Annotated in this window: 18 protein-coding genes and 1 pseudogene; 18 read left to right on the top strand and 1 reads right to left on the bottom strand. The window is 44.5% G+C overall.

Going from position 1 to position 20,469, the window contains the following annotated elements:
• The first annotated feature begins 52 nt into the window (after positions 1-52).
• The 14 genes from NST31_RS06315 (at position 53) to NST31_RS06250 (ending at position 14,222) form a co-directional block, all read left to right on the top strand.
• Complete coding sequence (locus NST31_RS06315; protein WP_339164607.1) at positions 53-1,000, top strand: YafY family protein; 948 nt, start codon at positions 53-55, stop codon at positions 998-1,000.
• Between the two features lie 128 nt (positions 1,001-1,128).
• The gene (locus NST31_RS06310) at positions 1,129-2,811 is read left to right on the top strand and encodes a sigma 54-interacting transcriptional regulator (RefSeq protein ID WP_339164605.1); all 1,683 of its coding nucleotides are present in this window, start codon (positions 1,129-1,131) and stop codon (positions 2,809-2,811) included.
• 174 nt (positions 2,812-2,985) lie between these two features.
• Positions 2,986-4,569, top strand: coding sequence for an ATP-dependent acyl-CoA ligase (locus NST31_RS06305; RefSeq protein WP_339164603.1), 1,584 nt, complete (start codon positions 2,986-2,988; stop codon positions 4,567-4,569).
• An 18-nt stretch (positions 4,570-4,587) separates the two neighbouring features.
• A complete protein-coding gene (locus NST31_RS06300; RefSeq protein WP_339164601.1) occupies positions 4,588-5,382 on the top strand; it encodes an enoyl-CoA hydratase in 795 nt (264 codons plus the stop codon).
• A 19-nt stretch (positions 5,383-5,401) separates the two neighbouring features.
• Positions 5,402-6,754: an acetyl-CoA carboxylase biotin carboxylase subunit gene (gene accC / locus NST31_RS06295; protein ID WP_339164599.1), complete on the top strand. Its 1,353-nt coding sequence runs from the start codon at positions 5,402-5,404 to the stop codon at positions 6,752-6,754.
• Positions 6,755-6,779: 25 nt separating this feature from the next.
• Positions 6,780-6,992 (top strand): acetyl-CoA carboxylase biotin carboxyl carrier protein subunit, encoded by a 213-nt coding sequence (locus NST31_RS06290; protein WP_077111941.1) that lies wholly within the window; start codon positions 6,780-6,782, stop codon positions 6,990-6,992.
• A gap of 22 nt (positions 6,993-7,014) precedes the next feature.
• Entirely contained in the window at positions 7,015-8,544 is a 1,530-nt protein-coding gene (locus tag NST31_RS06285) for an acyl-CoA carboxylase subunit beta (protein WP_077111940.1), read from the top strand.
• Between the two features lie 543 nt (positions 8,545-9,087).
• Positions 9,088-9,501 (top strand): hypothetical protein, encoded by a 414-nt coding sequence (locus tag NST31_RS06280; protein ID WP_077111938.1) that lies wholly within the window; start codon positions 9,088-9,090, stop codon positions 9,499-9,501.
• 12 nt (positions 9,502-9,513) lie between these two features.
• Positions 9,514-10,980, top strand: a complete 1,467-nt coding sequence (locus tag NST31_RS06275; RefSeq protein ID WP_171973910.1) for a sodium/proline symporter — start codon at positions 9,514-9,516, stop codon at positions 10,978-10,980.
• Between the two features lie 84 nt (positions 10,981-11,064).
• On the top strand, positions 11,065-11,301 hold the full coding sequence (locus NST31_RS06270) for a hypothetical protein (RefSeq protein WP_077111936.1): 237 nt from the start codon (positions 11,065-11,067) through the stop codon (positions 11,299-11,301).
• Positions 11,302-12,128: 827 nt separating this feature from the next.
• A complete protein-coding gene (locus NST31_RS06265) occupies positions 12,129-12,287 on the top strand; it encodes a hypothetical protein (protein WP_171973909.1) in 159 nt (52 codons plus the stop codon).
• Positions 12,288-12,402: 115 nt separating this feature from the next.
• The gene (locus tag NST31_RS06260) at positions 12,403-12,732 is read left to right on the top strand and encodes an XdhC family protein (protein ID WP_236016990.1); all 330 of its coding nucleotides are present in this window, start codon (positions 12,403-12,405) and stop codon (positions 12,730-12,732) included.
• A gap of 21 nt (positions 12,733-12,753) precedes the next feature.
• Complete coding sequence (locus NST31_RS06255) at positions 12,754-13,578, top strand: XdhC family protein (protein ID WP_236016991.1); 825 nt, start codon at positions 12,754-12,756, stop codon at positions 13,576-13,578.
• Positions 13,579-13,592: 14 nt separating this feature from the next.
• The gene (locus tag NST31_RS06250) at positions 13,593-14,222 is read left to right on the top strand and encodes a nucleotidyltransferase family protein (RefSeq protein ID WP_077111935.1); all 630 of its coding nucleotides are present in this window, start codon (positions 13,593-13,595) and stop codon (positions 14,220-14,222) included.
• 450 nt (positions 14,223-14,672) lie between these two features.
• Here the strand turns inward: NST31_RS06250 and NST31_RS06245 are convergent.
• Positions 14,673-14,918: pseudogene (locus tag NST31_RS06245) on the bottom strand (AAA family ATPase); the annotation flags it as partial.
• Between the two features lie 204 nt (positions 14,919-15,122).
• Between NST31_RS06245 and solA the strand changes: the two are divergent.
• From solA to ehuB, 4 genes are all read left to right on the top strand, one after another.
• Complete coding sequence (gene solA, locus NST31_RS06240; protein ID WP_077111932.1) at positions 15,123-16,253, top strand: N-methyl-L-tryptophan oxidase; 1,131 nt, start codon at positions 15,123-15,125, stop codon at positions 16,251-16,253.
• A 227-nt stretch (positions 16,254-16,480) separates the two neighbouring features.
• Positions 16,481-17,461 carry a hydroxyectoine utilization dehydratase EutB gene (eutB, locus tag NST31_RS06235; RefSeq protein WP_339165492.1) on the top strand — a complete coding sequence of 327 codons (981 nt, stop codon included), beginning with the start codon at positions 16,481-16,483 and terminating at the stop codon, positions 17,459-17,461.
• A gap of 40 nt (positions 17,462-17,501) precedes the next feature.
• Positions 17,502-19,196, top strand: coding sequence for a PucR family transcriptional regulator ligand-binding domain-containing protein (locus tag NST31_RS06230; RefSeq protein WP_339164595.1), 1,695 nt, complete (start codon positions 17,502-17,504; stop codon positions 19,194-19,196).
• 372 nt (positions 19,197-19,568) lie between these two features.
• On the top strand, positions 19,569-20,453 hold the full coding sequence (ehuB, locus tag NST31_RS06225; RefSeq protein ID WP_339164593.1) for an ectoine/hydroxyectoine ABC transporter substrate-binding protein EhuB: 885 nt from the start codon (positions 19,569-19,571) through the stop codon (positions 20,451-20,453).
• Positions 20,454-20,469 lie beyond the last annotated feature (16 nt).

Here is a 20,469-nt window from a genome sequence, read left to right as displayed (position 1 = left end):
ACATCTGTTGTCATATTGATACAATAAAATAAAGAAGACAGGAGGTTGTGACATGCGCGCAGATCGGTTAATTGCTATTTTGTTGTTGCTGCAAAACAACGGAAAAATGACGGCGAGAGAATTGGCGGAAAAACTGGAAGTATCAGAGCGGACGGTGCACCGAGATATGGAGGCGTTAAGCACAGCGGGTGTGCCGATATTTTCTGAGCGTGGGACGAACGGCGGGTGGTTGCTTACTGACGGCTATCGGACGAACTTGACCGGCATGAAGACGGAAGAAATGCAGTCATTGTTGCTAGCTCATTCTTCATCACTGCTTAACGATTTGGGAATGGAGGAGCCTTTTGAGGCCGCCTTTCAAAAATTGTTGGCAGCGATCCCCGGAAGAATGCATTCTGAGGCAAAATTGGTGCGTGAGCGCATCCATATTGATGGAGCCGGCTGGCATCAAAGAGAGGAAGCACTTCCATGCCTTTCGACAGTCCAGGAAGCTGTCTGGCAGGAAAGAAAGTTGGAAATGGCGTATCGGCGAAATGAAAACATTTTGGAAAGGGTTGTTGATCCGCTAGGCCTGGTGGCAAAAGGAAATATCTGGTATTTGGTTGGGGCGGTGGATGGTGAGCTGCGCACATACCGCATCTCGCGAATCGAGCGGGCCCGAATTACAGCGGAATCGTTTCAACGGCCAAATCATTTTAACTTGGCGGTATATTGGGAGCAATCCACAAAACAGTTCAAGGCTCAGCTTCCCCGTTACCTGGCCCAAATTTGCTTTAGTAAAAAGGTGCACGATCGCCTGGCTAAACAGCCTTACATGAAAATTTGCGCTGTCAAAGCGGCGCAAGACGGCTGGATCGAAGCCGATGTTGAATTTAACACGCTTGAATCGGCCAGTGAAATCGTCCTTGGTTATGGTTCACTCATCAAAGTACTTGCGCCACTAGAGCTCTGTGAAAGAGTAAAAGCCGAGGCGCTGGCTGTTGCCGAAATGTACGAATAGGCAGAGAGTATCGGTGGTAAAACACCATTCTGATATGATAAAGCTTTGCAACTAACCCATCCATCCATTCAAATTAATGTTACAATAAACAGTAACATATAGGTGACCAAATAAAGGGAGATGTTGTCATGAAAACTCGTCTCGATATACATTTGGAATTGGGCCGCCTGCTTCAACATGTTCAAAGAGCGATGATCATCACGGACCATAACGGAACGATCACTGCCTGTAACCATTTGGCCGGTATTTTTTTAAGGAAACAAAAGAATGAACTGATTGGCGAAAAGTTGGATGTCATCATTCCGGAGACGAAGGTACATAATAGGCATGTAGATCGTCTAATCGCTGGGAAACGATTCTATTTACATCGATCGGCTATAGATGATGGGCAAGGCGAAATGGGCGTGTTATGGACAATGGATGATCAGCCTGATGGATTGCTCCAGCAAACAATTGAAAAATATGAAAGCGCTCTCGAGGGGTTGTCTGAGTGCATTATGGGTGTTGATGACAAAGGCAATGTCAACTTTTTAAGCCGCTCCTATGCCAAGCTGCTCGGAATTGATGACCCGAATTCCGTTATCGGAAAGCATTGTACCGAGGTTGTTGAAAATACGAGAATGCACATCGTCATTCAAACGGGAGAGGCGGAGATTGGGCATTTTATTCAAATTGGTGAAAGAACGGTATTGGCGACCCGGATACCGATTTTTCATAACGGAACAATTACAGGAGCTATTGGCAAGATCATGTTTCATGACGTCGACGAATTGAAAGCATTGGCGAATCGGGTGCAGGAAATGGAGTCCAAAATCGAATTTTACGAAAAAGAAATGAAGCGCATTCGAGGGGCCAAATATTCTTTCCGAAGCATCGTCGGGAACAGCGACAAAATCAGAGAAGTGAAAAACAATGCCCGGAAAGTTGCGAGAAGCCGATCAACCGTTTTGATCAAAGGGGAAACAGGCACGGGAAAAGAACTATTTGCCCACGCCATCCATTTGGCAAGTCCGCGAAATGGGGGCCCGTTCCTTCCGGTCAATTGCGCGGCGATTCCCAAAGAACTATTGGAGGCCGAATTGTTTGGCTATGAGAGTGGTGCTTTTACCGGAGCGAAAAAAGACGGAAAGCCGGGAAAGTTTGAGTTGGCGAATCATGGCACTTTATTTTTGGATGAAATAGGAGATTTGCCGCTCGATATGCAAGCAAAGCTTCTTAGGGTGCTGGAAAGGAAGGAAATAGAACGAATTGGCGCAACGACATCTAAAAAAGTCGATGTTCGCATCATTGCGGCAACAAATCGAGATTTATGGGAAATGACGCGGAAAGGAAGCTTTCGCGATGATTTGTATTATCGCCTGAACGTTTTTATGCTCGATATTCCCCCATTGCGGGAAAGAAAGGAGGACATCCTTCCGATTGCAAGCCGCCTCATCATAAAGTTGAATGAGGAAATGGGCCTGAACGTGACATCCATGGAGGATGATGTAAAAAAAATATTCATGAAATACCATTGGCCGGGAAATATTCGCGAGCTTGAAAATGTGCTTGAACGCTCTCTGAACGTCATTGACAACGATGATCACATTCGTACATATCATTTGCCTGTATATTTGGTAAAAGGAAGAGGATTGGCTCAAGCAGAAAGCATCTATTCCTTGAAGAAACATTTGGAGGAAGCGGAAAAAAGGGCCATTTTAAGAGCATTGGAAAAAGCAGGAGGAAATAAAATGGAAGCGGCAAGTTTATTGGGAATCCACCGGGCCAGTCTATACAGGAAATTGGAAAAATACAAAATATCCGATGTGTGAGGGGCAAAACAGCTCCTTTTTTTGTTGCGAAATTGCAAAAGATTCGCATGAATGCGACAGAAAAAAGAACCAATGTAGCAAAAGAGCCCCTTCTCATACCTGAATAGAAAGTTGGTATGCTTTTTGCAACATATAAAAAGGAGCACGATCAAAAGTCATGGAAGGGGGAGAAGAATGGGTGAGAAAAATTTGGCGCAATTTTTAGTCCGGCGAATTGAAAAAACACCGGAAAAAGTGTATCTCCGCTTCGAAGAGCAGCGGATTACGTATGAAGATTTGTATAAGCGCGTCGCCCGGGCAGCAGGCGGATTTTCGGAGCTGGGAATTGGCAAGGAAGACAAAGTATGTGTCATGCTTGACAACAGCCCTGAATATGTGGATGTATGGTTTGGTCTCACATGTATAGGCGCCGTTCTTGTACCAATCAATGTTCATTTAAAAGGAGCAGGCTTGCAGTACATTTTAACGCACTCAGACTGCAAAGCAATAATAGTTGATGAAATGTATTTGGCGCGAATACGTCCATGCCTATCTTCATTGCCAAAAGATGTAAAGATTATGATCCAGACGAAGGATCAAGCCTTTTCATATTCGAACCGATATAGTAGCCTTAAAGATATATTCACTTATTCGGAAAGTGAATGGCCTTCTTTAGATTTTTCAGGAGCTGCGATCAACAGTATTCTGTACACATCGGGAACGACAGGGCCGCCAAAAGGGGTTATGCTCAGCCATGCCGCCTATATAAACGCCGCCCAAGCCTTTTCGGAGCGGATGGTCGGTGTCCGTTTTGATGATACTCTCCTAACAACATTGCCTTTATTCCATATTAATGCTCAAGCCCATACCGTTTTGGGCGGCATTCACTCCAATGCCACGGTCGCTCTCAGCAAAAGATTCAGCGCTTCCCGCTTTTGGGAGGAAGTCTGTTATCATCAAGCGACCATTTTTAATTCCTTGGGTTCGATGATTCCCATTTTGTGCAAACAACCTGAACAGGAAAATGATCACGACAACCCTGCTCGTATCACTGCGTGTGCGGCAACACCAGAAAGATTCTGGAAACAATTTGAAGAACGGTTTAAAATAAAAATTGTGGAAGGATACGGCCTGACGGAAACATCCGGATTTTGCGTTTCCAATCCTCTTGACAAAAGGAAAGTCCCATCGATCGGGAAGCCATTTCCATTTGTAGAAACGAAAATTGCCGATGAAAACGGTAAGCGTTTGCAAGTCGGCGAAGTCGGAGAGATTCTTATCCGTTCTTTAAAGAAACACACATTCATGGAAGGGTATTATAAGATGCCTGATAAAACGGAAGAGTCCATGCTGGAGGGATGGTTTCGAACTGGTGACCTCGGGTATGCAGATGAAGATGGCTATATGTACTTCTGTGACCGCTTAAAACAATGCATCAGACGAAGAGGTGAAAACATTTCATCATGGGAAGTAGAAAAAGTGATCAACGCCCATCCGAAGGTGCTGGAGTCAGCGGCGGTGGGGGTGCCTTCTGAAGTAGGGGAAGAAGATGTCAAAGTGTATGTCATTTTGAGAAAAGGTGAAAATTTGCCGTATGAAGAATTCATCAAATGGTGCGAAGAGCGAATGGCATACTTCATGGTTCCGCGTTATGTCCAATATGTTGACTCTTTTCCCAAAACCGCCACGGAGCGGGTACAGAAGTTTAAACTAAAAGAAGAAGGTATTGGGAACGCATGGGACAGGGAACAAGCCATGGGCCGTATTGAGAAAAAATAATGTGGGGATGGGGTGAAAATGGTGTCTGCAGATCAAGTGGTGCGTGTATGGAATAATGAAGGGGTCGCCACCTTGGAAATCGACCATCCGCCGGTAAACTCGTTAAGCGCGGAAGTGGTCAATGAACTGACTGGTCTGTTGCAGAAAATGGAAGACGATCCCCAAGTGAGGACAGTCATCATAACTGGAAGCGGTGAAAAAGCGTTTGTTGCCGGAGCCAACATCAAAGAGTTTCCGGATTGGATCGGCAAAGGAGAGGAGGTGGCTGAAGAAAAATCGAAGTGGCTTCAACATCCTTTCGATTTGCTCGACCAGTTGTCAAAGCCCACGATTGCGGCCATTAACGGATTGGCCTTGGGCGGAGGCTGCGAACTGGCCCTTGCCTGTGATTTGCGTATTGCGGAAGAGCACGCGCAAATCGGGCTTCCCGAAATCACACTTGGGCTATTTCCGGGAGCAGGGGGCACACAAAGACTGCCGAGACTCGTCGGGGAAGGGAAAGCAAAAGAACTGATGTTTACAGGTGAACCTGTTTCCGCTCGTGAAGCTCTCCGGATCGGGCTCGTCAATATTGTTGTTCCTCAAGGAGAGGCCTTAAAAAAAGCTCAAGAGCTGGCTGAAAAAATTTCCCGATACTCCCTGCCTGCTTTGTCCCTGATGAAAAAAGCCATCACAGAGGGACGGAATGAGTCTCTTGAAAGAGGGTTGGCTGTGGAAGCCAAATATTTCGGGAAGGTATTTCAAACGGAAGATGTGAAAGAAGGAGTATCAGCCTTTATTGAAAAAAGAAGACCCACTTTTACGCATCAGTAAAGAAAGGCGGTGTTCATTTATGTTTCAAAAAGTATTGATTGCAAACCGGGGGGAAATTGCGGTTCGAATTATCCGAACATGCCAAATGTTGGGTATTCAAACAGTCGCTATCTATTCGGAAGCAGATGCGGACGCACCGCACGTCAAAATGGCGGATGAAGCCTATTTGTTGGGAGGCCCCAGGGTTGTTGAAAGTTATCTGCATGCAGATAAAGTGTTAGACGTTGCCAGGAAATCCGGAGCGGATGTCATTCACCCAGGGTATGGCTTTCTTTCGGAAAATAGCTCATTTGCCGAGCAGTGTGAAGCGGAGGGGCTTGTTTTCATTGGTCCCTCTTCAGACGTGATTGCCCGCATGGGCAGCAAAATTGAATCGAGAAAAGCAATGCAGGCAGCAGGTGTTCCGGTTGTTCCCGGAATTGCCCATTCGCTTGCGGATGAAGAAGTTGCCGTTCAGGCGGCGGAGGAAATTGGTTTTCCGGTTATGTTAAAAGCTTCTGCCGGCGGCGGCGGGATCGGGATGCAAATTGTCCGTAATGCTGATGAATTGCGAAAAGCTTTTGCCGGAAATCAGAAACGCGCAGCAAGCTTTTTCGGAGACAGCGCCATGTATATCGAAAAATATATTGAAAATCCGCGTCATATTGAAATTCAAATTCTCGCAGATAAGTTTGGCAATGTTATTCATTTATGGGAGCGCGAATGCTCTATTCAACGGCGGCACCAAAAGGTGCTTGAGGAGGCGCCCTCACCTTTTCTAGACGATGAAACAAGAAAGAAAATGGGGGAAGCGGCTGTCAGGGCGGCCCGGGCCATTGGATATTCCAATGCGGGCACGGTTGAATTTTTGGTAGATCGGAACAAGAATTTTTACTTTCTTGAAATGAATACCCGCCTTCAGGTTGAGCATCCGGTCACGGAAGAAATTACCGGTCTCGATTTAGTTGCCGAGCAACTGAAAATGGCTGCTGATTATTCTTTGACGATGTCTCAGTCGGATATCAATCCGAGAGGGCATGCTATTGAAGCGAGAATTTATGCGGAAGATCCGATGACATTTTTCCCGTCTCCTGGTAACATCACGAAATTGGTTTTTCCTGATGGCCCCGGTGTTCGCAATGATGTCGGCGTTCATCATGAATCAACAGTAACCCCTTTTTATGATCCGATGATTGCGAAGCTGATTGTAAAAGGAAAAGACCGGGATGAAGCAATCAATAGACTTCAAAATGCTCTGTCAGCCTATGAGGTGGAAGGGATTAAAACAAACATCCCTCTGCTCAGGAAAATAGCAGATCATCCCGCTTTTCAACAGGGAGAAACAACAACCAATTTCATAGAACAGTATTTGCAGGGCGAAACAGCGAAGTGAAAACGTATAAAAGGAGGAATCAGCGATGAGTAAAGTGGTAGCCAGCATGGCTGGAAGCGTCTGGAAGATTCTTTGTAAAGAAGGAGATAGCATCGAAGCTGGAGAAGATGTAGTCATATTGGAATCAATGAAAATGGAAATTCCCATCCAAGCAGAAGCAGGCGGAACCGTAAAGGAAGTAAAAGTAAATGAAGGTGACTTTGTCAATGAAGGTGACGTACTGATTGAGCTGGAGTAAATTCTTTGCAAAGGAGCCGTACATGATGTCAAAAAAAACATTTGATGAAAGAGCGGAGTCCATTCGGCAAGGTGGTGCCGCCAAATATCATGAACAAAATGAAAAACGCGGAAAGCTTTTTGTCCGCGATCGTTTAAGATTGCTGCTTGACCCGGATTCATTTTTAGAAGACGCCATGTTTGCCAATTGTGAGGCCGAGGGACTGCCGGCAGATGGTGTAGTGACAGGTGTTGGAAAAATGGACGGCCAAACGGTATGCGTCATGGCAAATGATTCCACTGTAAAGGCCGGCTCCTGGGGCGCTAGAACGGTGGAGAAAATAATCCGTATCCAGGAAACGGCCGAAAAAATGAGGGTTCCGCTTATTTACCTCGTAGATTCGGCAGGTGCGAGAATTACGGACCAAGTCGACATGTTCCCGGGACGGCGGGGGGCCGGAAGAATTTTTTACAATCAGGTAAAACTGTCCGGGAAAATCCCGCAAATATGTGTGTTGTTTGGCCCATCGGCTGCTGGCGGCGCCTATATACCCGCTTTTTGCGATATCGTCATCATGGTAGATAAAAATGCTTCCATGTATCTCGGTTCGCCGCGGATGGCGGAAATGGTCATTGGCGAGAAAGTGACGTTGGAAGAAATGGGCGGGGCCCGCATGCATTGTTCGGTATCGGGATGTGGGGACGTATTGGCCCAAAATGAAGAAGAAGCCATCGAGCTGGTCAAAAGCTATCTCTCATATTTTCCGGCGAATTTTTCGGAAAAACCGCCTGTTCGGGAGGCGACTCCTGCAAAGCAATTGGAGAAAACATTGGAGGAGCTCATTCCGGAAAATCAAAATGCGCCATTCAATATGTATGATTTTATTGAAGGAATCATTGATGCGGACTCATTTTTTGAAATTAAAAAGTTATTTGCGGGCGAAATCATAACAGGGCTTGCCCGCCTGGATGGAAAACCGATCGGCATTATCGCAAACCAGCCCCGGGTGAAAGGCGGGGTATTATTTCACGACTCGGCAGACAAAGCGGCCCGATTTATGACTCTTTGTGACGCCTTCCATATTCCGCTCTTGTTCCTTGTCGATGTACCCGGTTTCATGATCGGAACAAAAGTGGAGCGGGAAGGAATTATCCGCCACGGGGCGAAAATGATCTCGGCCATGTCAGAAGCAACAGTGCCGAAAATCTCGATTATCGTCCGGAAGGCATATGGCGCCGGATTATATGCGATGTGCGGTCCAGCATTTGAGCCTGATTGCTGTCTGGCGTTGCCGACCGCCCAAATTGCCGTCATGGGGCCGGAAGCGGCGGTCAACGCCGTCTATGCTAAGAAAATCGCGGAGCTTGATGAAAGTGAGCGAAATGCCTTTATCCAGCAAAAAAGAGAAGATTATAAAGAGGGAATTGATATATACAAGCTGGCTTCGGAAATGATTATTGACGGCATCGTGCCAGCAAATTCTCTGCGCGGGGAACTCATTCAACGGTTCGAGGCGTACTCGTCAAAGCATACGATTTTTTCTGAACGGAAACATCCGGTTTATCCCGTGTAAAAGCCTTCAAGGGTTCCATGTGAACCCTTGGATGCAAAAAATACGGAATATTCAATAATGTTTGCGAATGTTGTCACAAGTATAATCGCGATTTTTTTTTCACAAATGAGGATATGGATCGCGCGCTAAAAAATGAGCTACTGTTAAAACAAGGAAAAGTACCTGCCAAGCTTGATTCACATCACGTGCAACAGTAGAATTTGCCACTATTGAAGGAGCGCGATCCATTGGATCAGTTCATAAAATCGGCAGTTTAGAGCCGGGAAAGAAGGCGGATATCATTTCTATCCGAAATAAGGGTCTGAATATTCCATCTTTTCATAACCTTGTTATTGCTATTCGCATCCTCGAAATGTCGACTTGTGGAAGGAAAAGCCCTCAAAGGAAGTGGCAAACTTGTAACGATGAATGTGGAGGCTATCCAAAAAAACCTCAGGCATCGCATGAGTACTTCTGAAAAGCAAAGCGCCAAACGAATGAATAAAGCAAAAGAAACATTTCCGCCAACTGCTGAAGTAAAAAAATTGAAAAGGGAGGAAAATAATGTCGCGAATTGATCAAACCATTTACGCCCTGTTTGGGCTTGCTGTTGTGATGGTGATTGGAATGGTAACAAATTCATGGAGGGCCGTTCTTTATCCCTTTTTGATCATGGTCGGGCTGGCCATCTTTTTGGGGCTGATAAAAGATATTAGAAGGAATCCCCGTAAAATCTGGATTCCCGTAACGGTTACAGCTATTTATTTGTTTTTGTATATATTCCATGATGTGATCACGATGGATTCGCCGACAGGTGGAAAAGGCTTTATATGGGGCCTGTCGCCGGCAATGGCTTTGTATATTTTCGGTATTTGGCCGCTTGCTGTGCTTGTTTGTCTGTTATATACGTTGACCTTTCAAAAGGATTCCGTCACACAACAGCTGCGCCAAGATGGCCAAAAGAATATCAACATGTAAGGGGGGATGTCAGTGGGCACTACGATCATTACAGTTGTCGCTATCTATTTGTTAATTTGTATTTTGATCGGATTATGGGCAACGAGAAGAACGAAAACGGCGGGTGATTTTTTAATTGCCGGCAGGAATTTGGGCATGTTTGTCATGGCGATTGCGGCGTTTTCTTCGATTCAAAGCGGATTTGGAATGCTTGGGGGAACCGGATTGACTTTTAGCAATGGGATGGGATTTATTGCGGGAATCGGCATTTCGGCTTCTTTGGGCTTTGGGTTGACATGGTATTTGGCAGGAAAGCGGATTTGGAAAATCGGCAGCATGGGTGAAGTTTATACGCTCGGGGATATTGTGGAAAAAAGATACGAAAGTAAAGCAGTCCGCGGCTGGCTCGGATTGGCGATCATTTTTGGCGTGATCGGTTATTTGGGAACACAAGTCCAGGCGATGGGCATTATTATGCACAGTATTTTTGGGCTTTCTCCCAAGTTGGGCGCCATCATTGGATTGGGTATTCTCGCATTTTATTGCGTGGGCGGAGGGATCATAGCGAGTGTTTATACGGATCTTTTTCAAGGTGTCATTATGGTCGCTGTTTCATTGGTTGTATTTTTTATGGCTATCCATGCCGGAGGCGGCGTGCAACACATTTCCGAAAGTCTGCAAAGCGTTGATCCCCAATTAACTTCGTCATTCGGTACGTATCCGATTATGACCGTCGCTTGCTGGTTCTTTTTATTCAGCCTGGGAGCGGCAGGACAGCCGCATTTCATTCATAAATTTTTGATGATTAAAAGCCAAAAAGAATTAAAGTGGGGCGCCTTCACGGCAGGTCTTGCATACGCTTTCACAACGCTGTTGGTCGTTGGAATCGGGCTGACGGCAAGGTCTCTTGATATACAAGGAAAATTTCCGGCTATCTCCACTCCGGATGAGTCGCTTACAGCATTTGTAACGCACTTTACACCGCCCATTGTGGCAGGGCTTGTTCTGTCCGGACTGCTTGCGGCGATCATGTCAACAGGTTCGGCTTTTGTTACCCTTGGAGCCGCGAGCTTAATCCGGGATATTCCGCGGGCCTTCAACAAACAAGTGAAGAATGAGCTTTTATGGAATCGGTTGACTGTGCTTGGCCTTTTGACACTATCTCTTTTATTCTCTTTTTATATGGATACACTCGTTGCATTGCTCGGCATCTTCGGTTGGGGAACATTCGCGTCAGCCGTATTCCCTCCCATTATTTTGGGGTTAATTTGGAAAAAGGCTACCAAATACGGGGCTATTTCCAGCATTGTCGTCGGGTTGTTTCTAAACTTCTCCCTGGAAATGTTAAATAAATACGACTTGGCTATCTTGCCTTCAGGTGTTATTGTCGGAGCATTTGCTTTTGCCGTATCGATTATCGTATTTATCGGCGTTTCCCTTTTGACAAAAGAATCTGTCGTTCCATTGGATAATCAGGTTATCGACGCGATGGAAGGGTAAGGGGGTATTGGCGAAAGTCTATCTTTTTTGGCTTGAATTCTTTATGATGAAAGAAGAGTACAAGTCGAAGGCAGGTGAATTGTAATGGGAACATGTCCAATAGATCACTCGCTTGAGGATGTTGTAAAAAAGCTTGATGACCAAAAACCATTCTTGCCGAAAGAATTGGCTGATCGGACAGAACAATTTTTGCAGGAGAAACTTTCACAGAACACATTAAATGAACTGTTTCATCTGTTGAAAAAGTATGACCTGGCCAGTGAAGAAGAACGAGCCGGAAGAAATGTAAAATTGACGGAAATGCTTGCTAAAAAAGCGTGAATAAAGATGACAGGGCTGTCTAAAAAGTCCCATTTAGAGTAAAAGCGCTCAACCCAAGAAAGTTGATTTTACGGTATTCTGGGGTTAGTTTTTTTGGGATTTTCAAGCTGAAGTATTATTTTTCGGACAGCCCTCCAATTTTTCAACCATAAATCTTAAATGGTTGGCTGAAGGGGAAGGAATGCTTTTTTATAAAAATAGGTGTCCAGGTCGAAAAAATATCGGCTTTTTGGACGCCTTTTTGCTGGTTAACATACGAACCCGGATTTTCCGATGGAATAACGGCTTAATGTGACGTTGTGGCATCTGGCAAATCTTTATTGGAGAGAAAGGGGTCCTGATCGGGTATCAAGAAGCGAGTGAAGGTATTTTTCAATCGGTTGATCTGACAGCAGGTTCGGATGGGTATACTGTTCCGTTCTATGCTCGAAGTCAGAGATTTGCCCCCATAAGCGTTGATTCAGTCACTCTTAATGTAATAAAAAGGAACAAAATTGCACCACTTCAGAGGGAGGTAAGTCAACATAATCAAGAAGAAGCCGAGAGGTGACCATCACGGCGTCTGTTTGGTTGGCTTCCATTATATAATGAACCAAGCCGCCAAATCATATAATATTCCGATCCCGATGGTGAGTATGAAGGAATGACCGCTGTGGCAAAAGTGTTGACAAAAAAGCCGAATAGGGACAGAAAACAATCCCGCAGCTGGAAACCGGCTGGTAACACAATACGCAACAGTCTTCAAACTGGCGGTCTTAAAAAAACGTTGGCGCCAGCCGTTCAGTGTCTGACAATAGTCATTATTTGCGAATTATGAAGTATTTATATTGCAAGAAGGCAACCCGACCATTACAAGAATGCCGGAGTCCATGTCCCATGTTACATATGACGGGGGACGCGGGATTTGTATTGGTGATTCACATTCGACTTTGCCGCGTGTATGGCTCCCGGATGTTGACAAGAAGCAGGAGACATTCGTCGATTAAAAATAATATGAAACTCTCGCTTTTGACACTGGAAGGCTTTGAACCAGGATGAATGATAGCGAGTGATCTTCCTCTTTTCAATGTCTTGGAAACAGTATAGGAGAGGATGATAGGGATGACGGAAAATGAACGGGTCATGGAACAAGTTTTACAATTACGACAAATGGGGATCAAATCGGCAATTGCCACTGTTGTAAAAGTATATGGATCTGCTTATCGCCGTGAAGGGGCCAAGATGTTGATTGATGAGTATGAGAATAGGACGGGGATGATTTCAGGCGGCTGTCTGGAAGCGGATGTAGCCGAAGCCGCGAAAGAGGTGATCTCTACCGGCCAACCCGTTTTGAAAACCTATCATCTGGATGAAGAGGTTGTATGGGGGTTGGGGCTTGGCTGTCCGGGAACGGTTAAAATCCACATAGAGCTTGTTTCATCGTCTGAATAATCTGGAAGGAAGGGGCATGCTTTGAATCATTCATCTGCTTTTGATCGTTGGCTGGCTTTTATCAATGACGAAAAACCTTGTGTGCTCGCGACCAGTTTGGATATGTCCGCTCCTTTTTCCTCTAAAGGCGGCTCAAGGCGTTTATTCATTTCGCCGGAAGGAGTTTTAGCTGGATGTCTTGGTGTTGGGGAGGCGCAGACGCAAATCATAGAGTTGGCAAAGAAAAAGTTAAAGCAAAGAAATCCCAAATCGGAAACGGTAATCATTTCTTTATCGGATGGCCGGGAACTTCCCATTTTTTTGGATGTATACGTTCCCCGGTCTGAAATCATGATTTTTGGGGCTGGACATGATGCCATTCCAGTCGCCCGGTATGCTTTATCTGTTGGTTGGAAAACAACTGTAGTCGATCCAAGACCTTACTATAATAGCGAGGAAAGATTTCCGGGTGCAAAGAGAATTGTGGCGGATGCAGGTAAAGTGTCCGATCAAGTTAGGATAACGGATCGCACTTATATAATTGTGATGAACCATCATCTGGAAAGGGATCAAGAGACGTTGAAATTTGTCTTGCCCTCACCCTCTCCATATATTGGTGTGCTCGGTCCCAAAAGGAGACGGGAGCGGATGTTGCGGGTGTTGCAAGAAGAAGGGCATGTTTTTGCAAAAGAGACACTGAAACGGATGCACAGTCCGGTTGGTCTCGATATTGGCTCCGAGACACCTGAAGAGATTGCCATCAGCATTTTAGCTGAAATCATCGCGGTTAAAAATGGCCATTCCGGTGGTTTTTTACAAGATTCCCCTCACATTCACCGTACCTCAAAAATGATCAATAGATTGTAACAAAAGGAGAGCAAATGAAAGATTCAATCAGCGCCATTATTTTAGCGGCTGGAACTTCTTCACGAATGGGACGGCCAAAACAATTGCTTGATTGGGGTGATCGGCCCTTGTTGTCCCATGTCATTCACAAGGTGCTGTATCATCCTTTTTCAGAAGTGATCACCGTCATTGGCCATGAAGCCGATAAAATAAAAAGGACTATTCATATACGGGACTCCCGCTTCAAATGGGTCGAAAATAAACAATATGGGAGTGGTCAAGGCTCAAGTCTGAGAGCCGGAGTTCAGCATATAAGTACAGACGGTCCGGGCGTGATGGTCTTTTTGGGTGACCTGCCCTTTATCTCCCAATATACAACCAGCTTCGTATTTCATGAAGGTGCAAGGCTGCTGAAATGTAGTTCGGAACCTTTCGTCATGCGGCCCGTTTATCAAAAGACAGGAGGACATCCCGTGTTTTTCGGTCATCTCCGCGACGCCGTCTTGGAGGTTCTGGATGGTGATCAAGGAGGCAGAGCTCTCCTAAACATGATCAAGGTGAAAAGAGAACTCTTTGTACATGATTCGGGAATTGTAAAAGATATTGATACCCGTGATGACTACAGACAGGCTTTGAAACAGGGTGACCTTGATGAGGACGGCTGAATAACAACTGTTTGCCGAATAGTGGAATGTTTGGCAAAATGAAATAAATGCGTGTAGATGAATGGGGGAACTATTTGATTTTTGTGGAATGGTATTCTAAAGCCAATTTTCATCGTAGACCATCTCTGTTCGTTACAATCAATGTTCAGCCTAATGGCGAGCCATCGGGAAGTTCGTCGATCATGCGGGCTTTGGCAGGTGATGTAACAAGCCAACCATCTGGATCAGCCATCAGTATCAAAAGCAAAGTGTCTGAATAGAAAACGGTTGAAACTTTTTCCCATCTTTATTGTGAGCGGTGTCTGGCTATTGTACAATTCAGCAGGCACGCAAAAAAGCCGTTAAAAGAATCAATTTATGGAGCGAAAGTCGGCTTCCTACGTATGGATGGCAACTTCCAAATGGTCTTTATACGTGAAAACGGCCCAAAAATATGGGGCTTGCCCTTACAAAAGATTCTGCTCGTTGAAAGAAACCGTTCGTCATTTTAAGAAGCCAAGAAAGCTTTAAATATTCGCCGAGAGCTGACTTAAAGTCATGGACATCTCCCGCCAGCACGAAATTCATGTTTTTCAGCAATCGCTTCCAACAATATTGATTTTCCCATCCCATTCACTCGAACAAGAAATGTGCAGATTTTTCATCACTACAAGATGGAATATGACCATGTAGCAGTGCAAGTCTTTTTAAAAACATGGAGTCACTTGCGGTATCAATCTATCAATGTATGGAATGGCTTACCATGCTCAAAAATGACGGGGCGATTGGAAGTTTTTGAAACTGGGGAAAAACTTGGCGTCTACCATTTCACATTTGAAAGTAATAAGACTAGAAAACGTTATGAGAATCCCGAAAATAATGTATAAACAGATATAATCGGTTAGAAAGGAGAAATGATTGATGGACTACGAGGTTATTATTATAGGTGCGGGTTCAATGGGAATGGCTGCGGGATTTCAGCTCGCAAACAAGGGAGTAAAAGTATTATTGGTTGATGCCAATGATCCTCCTCATACAGAAGGGGCGCATCACGGTGAAACGAGGCTGATCCGCCATGCGTATGGAGAAGGCGAGAGTTATGTTCCCATGGCACTTCGCGCGCAGGAGCTATGGGGACAATTGGAAAAAGAATCAGGCGAAACGCTTTTCCTTAAAACGGGCGTGTTGAACGTTGGTTTGCCGGATTCGCTATTCGTCCAAAATGTCATCGACAGCGCGAAGAAATATTCACTTCCACTGGAAGTCCTATCGGCACGGGAAGTCAACCAAAGATGGACCGGATTTCAAATTCCTGATGGATTAATAGGATGCTTCGAAAATGAATCCGGCGTATTGATGAGTGAAAAATGTGTACGAGCCTACCGTGATCTGGCTATTCAAAGAGGGGCAGAGATTCGTAAGAATACCCGCATTCAGTCAATCGAAACGACAAACTCTCATGTTACCGTTCGCACAAATACAGAAACATTCCGTTCTGAAAAACTGATTGTTTCTGCTGGAAAAGGGACGAATGCGGTGTTGAGACACTTGGATCTTCAATTACCGCTGCAACTTGTCAGAAAAACATTTTCTTGGTTTCATTCGGATGAACATCTGTATCGGACAGGACAATTTCCGGGCTTTACGTTCGATTTGGCGGATGGGGTATACTATGGTTTTCCGAGCGTTCACGGCTCCGGAGTAAAAATAGGACGCCATGATGGAGGCCGGCCGATTCTGCCGGATGAGGCATTGGCTGCATTTGGCGCTTTTCCTGAAGATGAACAAGATGTAAGTGAGTTTGCCCAACGCATGCTCTCTCAAAAGATGCCCCATAAGCAAGGAAAAACATGTACATATACAAACACGCTTGATACGGACTTTATCATTGACAGCCTTCCCGGGAGTGAACATATTTTAGTGGCATGCGGATTTTCGGGACACGGATTCAAATTTGCGAGTGTTATAGGAGAAATATTAAGCGAAATGGCTGCGGGGAAGAAGACAGGCTTCGATCTGTCCGGCTTTTCAATCAGCAGAATGGGGGTGTGAGCACCCTCTTTTATCCGGAGAGGTTGGGAGTGAGACGCAAACCTCCGATCGGCAGGATATGAATCAAAGGGGTATGAAAGGAGCTACCGCCTGATTGAATTCAATGACCTCCACATATTCCCGTTTAAAATGAGCTTATATATATTAAACTTCTTGTGATAGTATTAGTAATATTCCAGACAACATTCTGTATTTGTAGGGAGGGAATCAGATTGGATCAAACTTCAATGAGAAAACAGATGACACTCCAACTGATCTTAGAAGCAAAGAAACGCGTCTATCAAGTAGTAAAACCCACACCATTTTTCCAATCCATTCAACTATCGGAACAATACGGCTCCTCTGTTTATTTGAAGCTTGAAAACTTCCATGAAATTGGTGCTTTTAAAGTAAGGGGTGCCGCCAATAAAATATTACAATTGTCAAATGAAGAACAAAAGCGCGGAGTTGCGACGTTTTCGACAGGAAACCATGGATTGGCTGTCGCCTATGTCGCTAAAAAAAGGGGGATTTCTGCAACCGTTTGCATATCCAATCGTGTTCCAAAAGCAAAAGTGGATGCCATTCGCCGGATGGGGGCTCATGTTGAAATTGTCGGGGAAGGGCAAGATGATGCGGAAACATATTGTTATGAGTTAGAGGAAAAATATGGTTTGACGGTGATTAAACCTTTTGATGATTCCGCTATAATCGCCGGACAAGGAACGATTGGCCTTGAAATGGCAGAAGAAGAGCCAGACATTGATGTTGTTGTCATACCGATATCAGGGGGAGGCTTGTTTGCCGGAGTTGCAACCGCTTTAAAATTATATAATCCGAAAATTAAAACGATTGGTGTCTCAATGGAGCGTTCTCCTGTTATGTTTGAGAGCATCATGGCCGGAAAGCCTGTTATCTTAAAGGAACAGCCTACTCTTGCGGATAGTTTGCTTGGAGGAATTGGATTGGACAATACGTACACATTTGAGATTGTCAAACAGTTCGTCGATGATTTTGTGCTCGTATCTGAAGAAGAAATAGCCGAAGCAATGGGCTTCATGGCGGATGAGCACCGGATGATTGTAGAGGGGGCTGCCGCTACCGGAGTTGCCGTGCTGCTAAATAGAAAAATAGATATAACAGGCATGAAAACAGGAGTGATTATAACTGGAAATAATGTAGACCTCTCTGTTATTTCAACAGTGATTCAAGACTATCTACGAAAATAACGCACATTGGGTTACATCGCATCAAGGGGGAGGGTGAACATTGAATCTGTCACTGGAAGATGTATTGAAATTTCCAATTTTTGAGACTGCCAAGGTGATTACTGGTGAAGGTGTCGTCAGTAAGAAACTAGTTGAATGGGTATCTGTCATTGAAAGTCCCGTGGAAAATTTCGTGAGAGAAAATGAACTCGTTTTAACGACGGGCATCGGCTGTTATATGAATATGCAATCTTTCTTTGAATTTTGCAAAGACGTGTATGAGTCAGGCGCATCCGCTTTGGCCATTGCTACCGGCCACTATATTAATAAAATACCGGAAGAAATTATCCGGTTTGCAGAGAAGAAAGATTTTGTCATAGTGGATTTGCCGTGGGAAATCCGGTTCGCGGACATCATACATGAAGTAACAAGCGCCATTAACAGTATTCAACACGATGAATTGATCAGATTGAAGGAATTTCAGCAACAATTGATCGAACTGTTTTTAACAAAGAAGCCCTTTGCGGAAATCATCACCGTCGTTGAGAAGGAATTAGGCCTGCCGGTGATTGTCATGAATCGTAAAGGGCATGTGATAGCAGGTTCGGCCAATATTCACCATGTTCGCCGTCTATGGAGAAGTATGGAACGGAATCTTGCAACTGAAGAATCGCATCACCCGATTTTTTCAAAATTGCGTAGAGAAAAGGGAAAAGAAGTTCAGTTGTTTCATATGAAAATTCAATCTAGCGATCAAGAGCAAGGGGATTTTTTTATCGTTGCTTCATCAACGTATAAAATAAAACTAAGGGAAGTCAATATTATCGAACAGGCGGTAATGGTTTCTGCATTGTGGCTGACGAGTGAGTCCGCCATTGTCGAAAATAAAAGTCTCTTACAGAATGAATTTGTCATCTCATTAACAACGGAAGAAGAGCCCGAGGAGGAAACGTTGCGAGAGAAGGCTAAGAGTCTTGGTTTTCATATCGATTTAAAATATGAGTGTATTATCGGTTATCCGGAAAATTTAGATACTCTTTTTTATAAAGATGGCGGGACGAGCCATGAAACGAAGCATTCATGGTTTGAAAGTATGATGACGTATATTGAGAGTGAATTGGCTGATGCCGGGCAATCGGTTCATCGGGAAGTCATGTATGCCCAAGAAGTAGATAAACTTGTTATATTTCTGGAGACAACTGAATTCGCATCTCCATCCACCTCCAACGGGACGATTAATCAATTTCTGGATCATGTGGAGAGAAGACTAAATAAATTGTTGCCGGGGCTTGTGATCTCGTGGGGCATTGGAAAACATCAAGATGGAAAAATGGCATTTTACAGAAGTTATCAGAAGGCGCTTTCCGCCTTGGAAGTGGGAAGAAAACAAAAAGGAGTTGGAAAGCGCTACCACTTTGACAACACAAGAATCAGCCGCCTTATTTTACATTTATCCAAAAACGAGGAAGTGCGTGAAATTGCCACTTCCACATTGTCCCCATTAATCAAATATGATCAAAAAAGAGAAATGGATTTAATTAACACGTTCATTGCTTACAACGAAAATTCCGGAAATGTAAGCCAAGCTGCCCGTGTGTTAAATCTACACCGCCAATCTTTATTGTACAGGCTTCGAAAAATTGAATCACTGACAAATCTTTCTTTAACGAATCCCGATGATATGTTTTTGCTTGATTTCAGTATTAAAATATGGATGAGCGGGATGAATGAAAATAAAGACCGTCTTGCACTCTGACTTTTCATCAGACAGGCTTTCAACCTGTCTGATTAATTTTTAATACTTAGAAACATATGAAGTATACGCCATACGCATGTGTATTTGTCTAGGCGATGGCGTTCTTTTCATCAAATTGTATAAAGACACGCCCATGAAGTTCATACAAATTTTATAATGTTTTTTACATTTCAACTATTTATAATGAAGGCTAATGAAAGCACTTACAATTACATATAACGACAAAATTCATCATAAATCTTCACCGGCATGATGATATGGGAGCGCCAGGACTTGACATCTTTTTAGTGCTGTACAGCTGAAAAGGGGAAACCGTTGCCTACAACACTTTTTAAGGTTCCATTAAAAAAATAGTGAACAGGGGGAGTATTCATGAAACAGTATTTTGTCATTTTAGCGGCCGTACTTTTGATTGTTGTTAGTGCATGCGGTTCCAACAGTTCGTCTAAAAGCGGAGGGAAAGGAAAAGACGGACAAAACACTCTTGAACAAATCAAGAAAGAAGGAAAGGTCAAACTTGGCGTAGCCAATGAAAAGCCGTACGGCTATATGGACGGGGACGAAGTCACAGGTGTCGCTCCCGAAATAACAAAAGCCGTTTTTAAAGAGATGGGTGTAGAAGTAGTGGAAGGAGAGGTAACGGAGTTCGGTTCCTTGATTCCGGCTTTGAAGGCGGGCCGGTTTGATGTTATTACCGCCGGAATGGATATCCGTCCGGAACGTTGCTCGGAAGCGGCGTTTGGTGATGTTGAAATCCGGTACGGGGAAGGGATGGCTGTTCAAAAAGGCAATCCGAAAAATTTGCACAGCTATGAAGATATTGCCGCGAATCCGGATGTAAAAGTGTCCATTATGGCGGGAGCGAATCAGTTTAATTTCCTGAAATCGCTTGGTGTGGATGAAAGCCAAATTGAAACGGCCGACAGCATTTCGTCGAATATTGCCGCTGTTTCATCCGGACGTGTCGATGCGACAGTCATGACGGAGGCGACGTTGCGTGAAGCGGTCGCTTCAGCCGATGAATCCAAAATCGAAGAAGCCAAGCCTTTCACACAGCCGGTCATTGACGAAGAGAGCGTCATGAGCTACGGGGCCGCTGTTTTCCGCAAGGAAGACAAGGAGCTGAGGGAAGCATACAACGCCGAATTAAAGAAGTTAATCGATTCAGGTAAGATTTTGGAGATTTATCAAGAGTTTGGTTTTGGCGAAGATAATTTGCCGGATGAGGTCACAACCGCAGACCGTTGTTCCAAGTAATGAAACAGATGGATGT

Source organism: Siminovitchia sp. FSL W7-1587, from assembly GCF_037963795.1.
GTDB classification, from domain to species: Bacteria; Bacillota; Bacilli; order Bacillales; family Bacillaceae_C; genus Siminovitchia; species Siminovitchia thermophila.
The sequence above is the reverse complement of the archived record's forward strand: the minus strand, read 5'-3'. Positions and strand labels throughout refer to the sequence as shown.